The 7,481-nt window shown below is 57.9% G+C and carries 9 protein-coding genes; 4 read left to right on the top strand and 5 right to left on the bottom strand.

Annotation, left to right across the window (positions count from 1 at the left end; genetic code table 11):
* The 5 genes from VGP75_RS01715 to VGP75_RS01695 all read right to left on the bottom strand — a co-directional run.
* Nucleotides 1–411: DUF6441 family protein (locus VGP75_RS01715; protein WP_327542004.1), on the bottom strand; the 411-nt coding region annotated here is incomplete at its 3' end.
* The gene (locus VGP75_RS01710) at nucleotides 408–719 is read right to left on the bottom strand and encodes a head-tail joining protein (RefSeq protein ID WP_327542003.1); all 312 of its coding nucleotides are present in this window, start codon (nucleotides 717–719) and stop codon (nucleotides 408–410) included. The genes VGP75_RS01715 and VGP75_RS01710, both read right to left, overlap by 4 nt.
* Before the next feature lie 12 nt (nucleotides 720–731).
* On the bottom strand, nucleotides 732–1,754 hold the full coding sequence (locus tag VGP75_RS01705; protein ID WP_327542002.1) for a major capsid protein: 1,023 nt from the start codon (nucleotides 1,752–1,754) through the stop codon (nucleotides 732–734).
* Between the two features lie 57 nt (nucleotides 1,755–1,811).
* Complete coding sequence (locus VGP75_RS01700; protein WP_327542001.1) at nucleotides 1,812–2,192, bottom strand: head decoration protein; 381 nt, start codon at nucleotides 2,190–2,192, stop codon at nucleotides 1,812–1,814.
* Between the two features lie 97 nt (nucleotides 2,193–2,289).
* Nucleotides 2,290–3,720, bottom strand: coding sequence for a S49 family peptidase (locus VGP75_RS01695; RefSeq protein ID WP_327542000.1), 1,431 nt, complete (start codon nucleotides 3,718–3,720; stop codon nucleotides 2,290–2,292).
* 80 nt (nucleotides 3,721–3,800) lie between these two features.
* Between VGP75_RS01695 and VGP75_RS01690 the strand changes: the two genes are divergently transcribed.
* From VGP75_RS01690 to VGP75_RS01675, 4 genes are all read left to right on the top strand, one after another.
* Entirely contained in the window at nucleotides 3,801–4,052 is a 252-nt protein-coding gene (locus VGP75_RS01690) for an AbrB/MazE/SpoVT family DNA-binding domain-containing protein (RefSeq protein ID WP_327541999.1), read from the top strand.
* Nucleotides 4,049–4,447, top strand: coding sequence for a type II toxin-antitoxin system VapC family toxin (locus VGP75_RS01685; RefSeq protein WP_327541998.1), 399 nt, complete (start codon nucleotides 4,049–4,051; stop codon nucleotides 4,445–4,447). The genes VGP75_RS01690 and VGP75_RS01685 overlap by 4 nt, the downstream gene beginning before the upstream one ends.
* A 42-nt stretch (nucleotides 4,448–4,489) precedes the next feature.
* Nucleotides 4,490–5,359, top strand: coding sequence for an ArdC family protein (locus VGP75_RS01680; protein WP_327541997.1), 870 nt, complete (start codon nucleotides 4,490–4,492; stop codon nucleotides 5,357–5,359).
* A 241-nt stretch (nucleotides 5,360–5,600) separates the two neighbouring features.
* A complete protein-coding gene (locus VGP75_RS01675; RefSeq protein ID WP_327541996.1) occupies nucleotides 5,601–6,887 on the top strand; it encodes a Fic family protein in 1,287 nt (428 codons plus the stop codon).
* The last annotated feature ends 594 nt before the right edge of the window (nucleotides 6,888–7,481 follow it).

Raw genomic sequence — 7,481 nt, 5'->3', positions numbered from 1 at the left:
CCTAGGTCGATACACAAACCGAAGCCGCAGCCCGCGCCGCCGCTCCCATTCGCCAGGCTTCAGCGCCTTACCGCGGGCGCCTTTGCCGGCCGCGGGTGTCGGGATCGCAAGCCAGAACCCGTTTTTCGAGCGGATCAATGGGCCGGTGTCATGTGCGCCGATGATCTGAGGCGCGTTGGACCAGACCAGTGCTGCAGCATCAAAGCTTTCGCCCGTTCTCGGATAGGTCTGGTTCCGGATCGAATTTGACAATCGCCGACCAAGCCCGGCCTGCGTAACCTGTGCACGCCAGTCTGATTTGAGATTGCCTCCAGCCACCTTCATGGCTGTGGTCACAGCCTTTTCGCCTGCGAGGATTTCAGCTTGCATCGCAAGAACGATGTCGCCCGCGACAGAGAGGTCAAGCTTCATGCAGGTGTTGCCTCAATGGTCCAGATCAGCCGCTCGCGATCGCGCAGGGGTTCGCCTTGGATCAGGAAGGTTTCTTCGCCAAAGAGGATCTGCTCGTCGGGGCGGGGTGCAGGCAATTCAGAGACGCGCACGTCGAAACGGAATGTTTCCGAGACCAGACGCGCCGCCCCGAACGTGGTCACATCATCATTGCGACGGGGGATAATGCGGATACGGGTGAACTGCCCTTCGCAATCTCGATGCCAAGCCTCACGGGTAAGGTTTGGATCAGCGAAGAGGAGATCGAGTGTCCTGGCAAAAGCTGTCATGGCTCAAGCACCTCAGTTTGCGCTGAAGATCCGGATCGCCATGCGCGGTCGCTTGTTTACGGGCAGGATCGAGCTTTCCGTCATCAGATCGATCCAGCGGCCCTTGGCGTCAATCATCTGGCGGGCGTAAAGCGGCAACCCGATGGTATTGGCCGTCTCCAGCAGATTGGCCGGCCCACCATAGGTGGTGAAGGTGTCAAACGTGCCGAGCGGAAACGCGATCCCTTCGCCTGCGGGGATGAGCCGCTCGGATGTCCCGTTCGAGAGGGTGACAGAGCCATTATATTCCTCAAACAACATGCCCGCGAAGGGGAAGGCGCGGCGCATGTCTTCGCGCAGCGGCTGGCCACCGGTAGCGGAGAAGAACTTATAGGCCTCTTCAGTTTTGGGATGGCTGATCAGCTTGTCGAAGAATTCCGAGCTGACCAGTGCATGCGCGGTAGTCATGGTTTCGCCGAGCAGATTGTCCTCCATAGCACGCAGTACGCTGCGGACTTTGCCCTGCACATTGGTGCCCGCGGTGCCGAACACGAAGTCGACCGAGATCTTCTCCAGGCCGAACTCAACAAAGTAGTCGTAAAGTGTGGTGCCGGCACCGTCTTTCACAATGCCGCGCAGCGCATTCATCTCCATGTATTCGCGGGTCTGGGCGTGTTTGCGGCGCATCAATGTGAGCTTCCGGTTCATCACCTCGACCAGCGGATCGGCGGCGTCCGATACACCAAGGGCTGGCATGCCCTGAATGTCGGCGGGCAGGATCACATCGTCATGCGGGATCCAGGGCAGCGCAAAGCTGCGCATCGAGCGCTGTTCGCGGTTCCCTACGGTGGCAGGCGCACCGAGTGGCACAGAGGGCAGCAAGCTCAGCACCCCTTCGCGTTGTTCGATGACGATGGAGCGTTGCGTGACGCCCTCGAAACGGAACAGGCCGATCTGGCCCAGGCGGGTGTAGAGGTTGGGCAGGATGTTGATGGCCTGCGTCATTTCAGCGAGCGAATAGCCGCCCGCGTCAAAGGGGTTTCGTGTGAGGGTCATGGGGAACTCCGGGGGAAAAAGGGGCAGGGGGATGGTTGGCAGCTGCGGATAGCTGGATCAGGCGGTATCGCGCGGGATGATGCCCAGCGCGGCCAGCTGGCCATGCTTTGTCGCTATCTTCGCGGCATCATCGATGGTGGCATCAAAGACGAGCGCTGCTTTCGAGACGATGGACGGGCCGCGGGCAAGAATGATGGCTGTGGCGTCTGCTGTCGTAGCATCGACCGCACGGAGCAAGACGGCTGCGGCCGTTTGGGCACCGTCCGATCCGCCGGAGGTCGCAAGCTTGTATTTGCCGCTGGCCGTGATGCGGCCGAGGACGGCACCGACTGGATAGGCAGTGCCAGCGAGCAGCGTGACAGTTTCGCGGGTGAAGTTGGGGTTCAGTTCGTATTTGAGAACATCGCCCATGGTGGGTGGCTGCGTCAGGACGGTCATATCGGGGATCCTTTAGATCAGGGTGCAAAAAGAAATCCCCTACCGGGGAGGTACGGCAGGGGATCAGGTGGCAGGGCGTCAAGAGTGGGTCTGGCGCTCAGCCGTTTACCCCTGCTGAGGCCGCACGTTTCGCGGCGGCGACGATCGGGCTTTCCGTGACTTTGGGAAGAATAGGTGATGGCGGGGCTGCCACGATATCGCGGGCGTCGGCTGCCGCAGCTGCGCGCTGCAACACGAGTGAGCGCAAGGCCTCTGGTGTGGTCCCGTCGCGGAGCGCCTGTGCGGCATCAATGGTGACACCGAGCCGTCCGGCCTGTGCAGCAATTTCGGCGACCTCTGCGGCTGCCTCGCGAAGCTGTGTCGACAGTTCCGCTAGATTACTCGTTTGCGCAGCGATTGGCACCGATGATGGCGCGGCAGTTGCCGAGGCGGGCACTGTGTCTTCTCGCGGCACCTCCTGCCCATCATCGAGGGCATCCGGTGACTTTTCTGCATCATCGAGCACCGTGTTTTCAGCGTCGGTGGTTTCCTCTTGTGCCTGTTCGGCGTCTGTTCTGGCGCTCATGGCGGCCTCCTTTGGTCGGATGTGAGCGGCACGGGGCAACCGCGCGCTGGGGGTTGGGCTCGATAGGTTTTCGCGGAAGTGTGTAAAGCCGCGTGTGAGGTCGATGACTTCATCGGCCAAGCCAGCGCTGAGGGCCTCCGTCCCGCGATAGGTCGCGGCTTCGGTTGCAAGCGCAGCCTCCTGGCTCAGACGTGCAGCGCGGCCGGCGGCAACGGTCTCGGCAAAGAGGAAACGCAGCACATCGATTTCGCGCTGGATGTCGGCACGAACCCCGTCCGGCAGTGGCGTGTAAGGATTGCCATCGACCTTGTGCGCACCGGAGTGGATCAGCGTGACACGCATGCCGTCCTGATCAAGCTGGCCGCTCATGTCGGCATGCATCACAACAACGCCGATGCTGCCGACAGCCCCTGTGCGCGGTAGCAGGATCCGATCAGCCTGACTGGCCAGCGCGTAGCCCGCCGAGAAGGCGTGTTCGGCCAGAAAGGCCCAGACCGGTTTTGTCGCGCGGATCGCGCGAATGCGATCTGCCAAATCAAAAACACCAGCGACTTCGCCGCCAAAACTGTCAATTTCCAACGCAAGGCCGCGCACGGCCGGATCACCTGCTGCCGCATCAATCTGGGCCGCGATCCCCTCATAGCTGGTCTGGCCCGAGGACTGGCCAATCCAGCCGCCGCGATGAATGAGCACGCCAGAGATCTCGATCACCGCGATCCCGTCGATGACAGGGTAGGGCGCATCGCCATGCTGACGCAGTCTCTCAGGCAGGCCACCGGCCAGAATGCTGGCGCGGGCGGGTAGGGTGGCGCTGCTGGGCACATCGATCAGATCACCGCCCACCAGCTCGACTTGTCGGCCAAGGATGTGGGGCCCAAGCCCGGACAGAAATGCCATAGCCTTGGAGGGTTGAACCAGCAGCGGCGTGTTGAACGCACGTGCGGATATGCGAGCGTGGAGCATGACATTTGTGCCTTGGCTTGGTTTTGCACTTCAGATCTCCGTATGGTAAGGGTGTTTTGTAATTTGTAAGGAATCGGCGGATGAAAGAATCAACAGTTACGGTCAAAGGTCAGACAACCCTGCCCAAGGACGTTCGGTCGGCTCTTGGCCTCGCAAGCGGTGATCGGGTGCGCTACGTAATCCTTGAGGGAGAGGTGCGGATCCTGAAGGCCCGGCCTGTGAAGGAACTGCAAGGCCTGCTTGCGCGACCTGAACGAGAGGCGGTTTCGCTTGATGCGATGGAAGAGGCAATTGCCGCAGGCGCCACGGAAAGCGCAGGCGGTACAACGTGATCGGCCTCGATACCAATGTTCTGGTGCGCTTTCTGGTGCAGGACGATCCTGTGCAGTCGCGTATTGCAGCTGACGCGTTTGACCAGCTCACCCAAGCCGATCCGGGGTTCGTCAGCCGCGAGGTTCTGATTGAGCTCGTCTGGGTGCTTGAGCGGGCTTATGACTACAAGCGCTCGGAAATTGCCGCAGCACTCGATGGGCTGCTGTCCGCCGCGGAGTTGGAGATCGAGGTTGCCGATGATGTCGGCCCCGCGTTGGAGTTCTATCGCGCGAATGGCTTCGGCTTTGCGGATTTGATGATTGTGGCGGCGTCCCGACGTTCCGGTGCTGCAGAGCTGCTGACGTTTGATCGTAAAGCTGCACAACTGCCTGGGGTGCGACTACTGACGGCCTGAAATCTAGTTATTCTCCTTATTCTCCTTATTCTCCTTATTGTCATGGATGTCATTCATGTCATCATCGTCGGCATCGCTGGCCCCGTCCGTGAGCGCGATGGTGCAGGAAGTGTTGAGGCGGGTTATGTCTCACCCCATTGGATGACCTACAAACAGGCGAAAGAGCTTGGCGCGAATGTGCGCAAGGGCGAGCGTGGGTCTTTGGTTGTCTATGCCAACAGCATTACCAAGACCGAAGAGCAGGACGACGGCAGCGAAGAAGAGCGCAAAATCCCTTTCATGAAAGGTTACAGCGTTTTTAACGTCGATCAGATCGACGGCTTGCCCGAGCAATACTACACCAAGCCGGAACCCGTCATCGATGGTGCAGAGCGGATCGCGCATGCAGATGCATTCTTTGCGGCAACCGGTGCCGATCTGCGCCATGGTGGCAATCGTGCCTTCTATAGTGGTGGGTCTGATCATGTGCAGATGCCAGCCTTTGAAAGCTTCCGCAGCCCTGAGGCCTATTATGCAACCCTTGCCCATGAGCGGACGCATTGGACCAAGCACAAAACCCGTCTCGACCGTGAATTCGGGCGCAAGAAATGGGGCGACGAAGGCTATGCCAAGGAAGAGCTAGTCGCAGAGCTTGGCGCGGCATTCCTTTGTGCTGACCTGGCCCTGACCCCTGAGGCGGGCGAGGATCATGCAGCCTATATCCAAAGCTGGTTGAAGGTCTTGAAGGATGACAAGCGCGCTATCTTTGCAGCGGCAGCCCACGCACAGCGCGCGGCTGATTTCTTGCATGGATTGCAGGGCGATAGTGAAGTCAAACACGAGGTCGCCGCCTGGTGCGGCGGCTTCGCCTTTGGCGGGGGTGGAAAAATTTGCGTCCGCTGGTGGCGGACGCGGTCACCCTATCGGGCTTAAAAATGCCAAATACGTTTCAAAATGCATGAAACGTATTTTGAAATGTCACTGAAAACATAGCGTTATCAGTAACATAACCGTTTCACGGTAGCTGTTTTGCGTTTCACTGTAGATTATTTGACGCTTGAGCGTCACTTGCACCAATTTTCGTTTCAAAACGGTTGAAACGTAAAGTTGCGATCCTACAAAAATCATGATATTATAATGGCTTAATCATTTCACACTTAAGAAAATACGTTTCATGGCATCGATCGAGCAAGACATCCTAGACTATATCGCCCAGCACCCAGCTTCTGGCCGCGACGCCATTCGTCGTGGGGCAGCGCCCGATGCAGGTGAGACGACCATCTATCGCGCGCTCAAACGTCTCGTCGATGCTGGAAGACTTGAAGTCACAGGACGTGGACGAGGGACGCAATATACGATTGCCGGTTCGGCAGCGGTCATTGCCTATCTGCAAACACCCTATAATCAACGCCCAGCAGTGCCCTACAAGCCCGAATTCTTAGACGCCTATGTGCCTGGCAAGACATTCTATCTGTCCGCAACGGACCGGCAGGCACTCAGAAAGGCTGGAAGTCCGACAGGTCCACAACTTCCTGCCGGAACCTATGCCAAACGCATCCTTGAGCAGCTCTTGGTCGATCTGGCGTGGGCATCATCGCGTATGGAGGGGAACACCTACGACATCTTGCAAACCGAGCGCCTGATCAAATTTGGTGAGGCCGTCGATGGAAAGGATCGCAAAGAAGCGCTGATGATCCTCAACCACAAAGAGGCGATTCAATATGTGGTCGATAATCTCGACACGATCCAGATTGCGCGGCCTGACCTGTTCAACATCCACGCTCTGCTTGCAGAAGGCTTGCTTGCCGATCCTGCGATGGCCGGTCGATTGCGCGGCACGCCAATCGGGATTTCGCATTCAAGCTATAAGCCACTAGAAGATGGCATCACCATCGAAGAAGAATTCGAGATCATCCTGCAAAAGGCAGCGGCGATCGATGATCCGTTCGAGCAGTCCTTCTTTTTACTTGTCCATATTCCCTATCTTCAAGGCTTTATCGACATCAACAAGCGCACATCGCGGGTTGCTTCAAACATCGCACTTCTCAAGGCCGACTTGGCCCCGATGTCGTTTTTAACGATGGATGATGCGGCCTACATCGATGGATTAATCGGGGTCTATGAGCTCAATAACGTCGCCCTGCTACGTGAAGTCTACATCGATAGCTATCTCGCCTCAGCCAAGAAATACCGCGTTCTTCGTGCCGAGGTCGATGTTCCGGAGAAAGCAGCGTTGGCATATCGTGATTTTGTCCGCGAAGCCGTCCGATATAGCGTGCTGAAGACCAAGAAATTTGTGGCCGAAGACGTGATGGCGATGGCGGTTGAGCAAGGCATTCCCGAGGCAGATCGTGAAGCGGTAGTGGATTATGCGCATCAGCAACTCAAAGGGCTGCATGAGGGGAATTTGATACGGTATAAGCTTAAAACAGCTGACTTAGAGGGTATTGAGCTGATTTAGCCATTTTTCTTGAGAGCAAATCTAGGCCCAAATGAGCAGCGAGACGATCATCTCCGGACACAGCGAACGGCGATTCCATAGGTCTTATTGAAGACGTTGTACTGGAAGCCGTCACTGAATCTCTGGCTCCTCGCAACGTTACTAGCGTTCTCCGACGAGGCCCAGTACCACCCGGCAGGGAAGTTGCCCGTTATGTTAAAGTCGAATGTCGTTCCTAATGGCCCGCCCGGTGTGGAATCCCCCTGACCCACGAGATTATCGTATAGAAGGTCAAGCTCATCACGTGCGGGTAAATACCACTCGGCGCCCGCATTACGGCATGCTTCTGCAGCCGGGTGCTGGGCAATGCCTGCTGTTGCCATAGCGTCCGTATTAGCCACACCATCGGTCAAGCTGCTCGTACCCGCCGTTGTCGTGTTTGTTGCTTTCCATAGACGAGTAATTTGGCTGCCTGTGCAGCTCGTGCCGTTCCATGTCATGCCGTGGTCGCAGGCCGCTGCATACATGCGCGCACCTCCAACTGTGTCTCCCGCGTAAATCGCGCCATCACTTGTGCAGCGCGTGCCGATTGGACCAGTTGTGCATGGGTCAGGT

Origin of the sequence: Yoonia sp. (genome assembly GCF_036007805.1) — a bacterium.
In the GTDB taxonomy this organism is placed as follows: domain Bacteria; phylum Pseudomonadota; class Alphaproteobacteria; order Rhodobacterales; family Rhodobacteraceae; genus Yoonia.
This window is presented reverse-complemented; position numbering and strand designations above follow the sequence as displayed.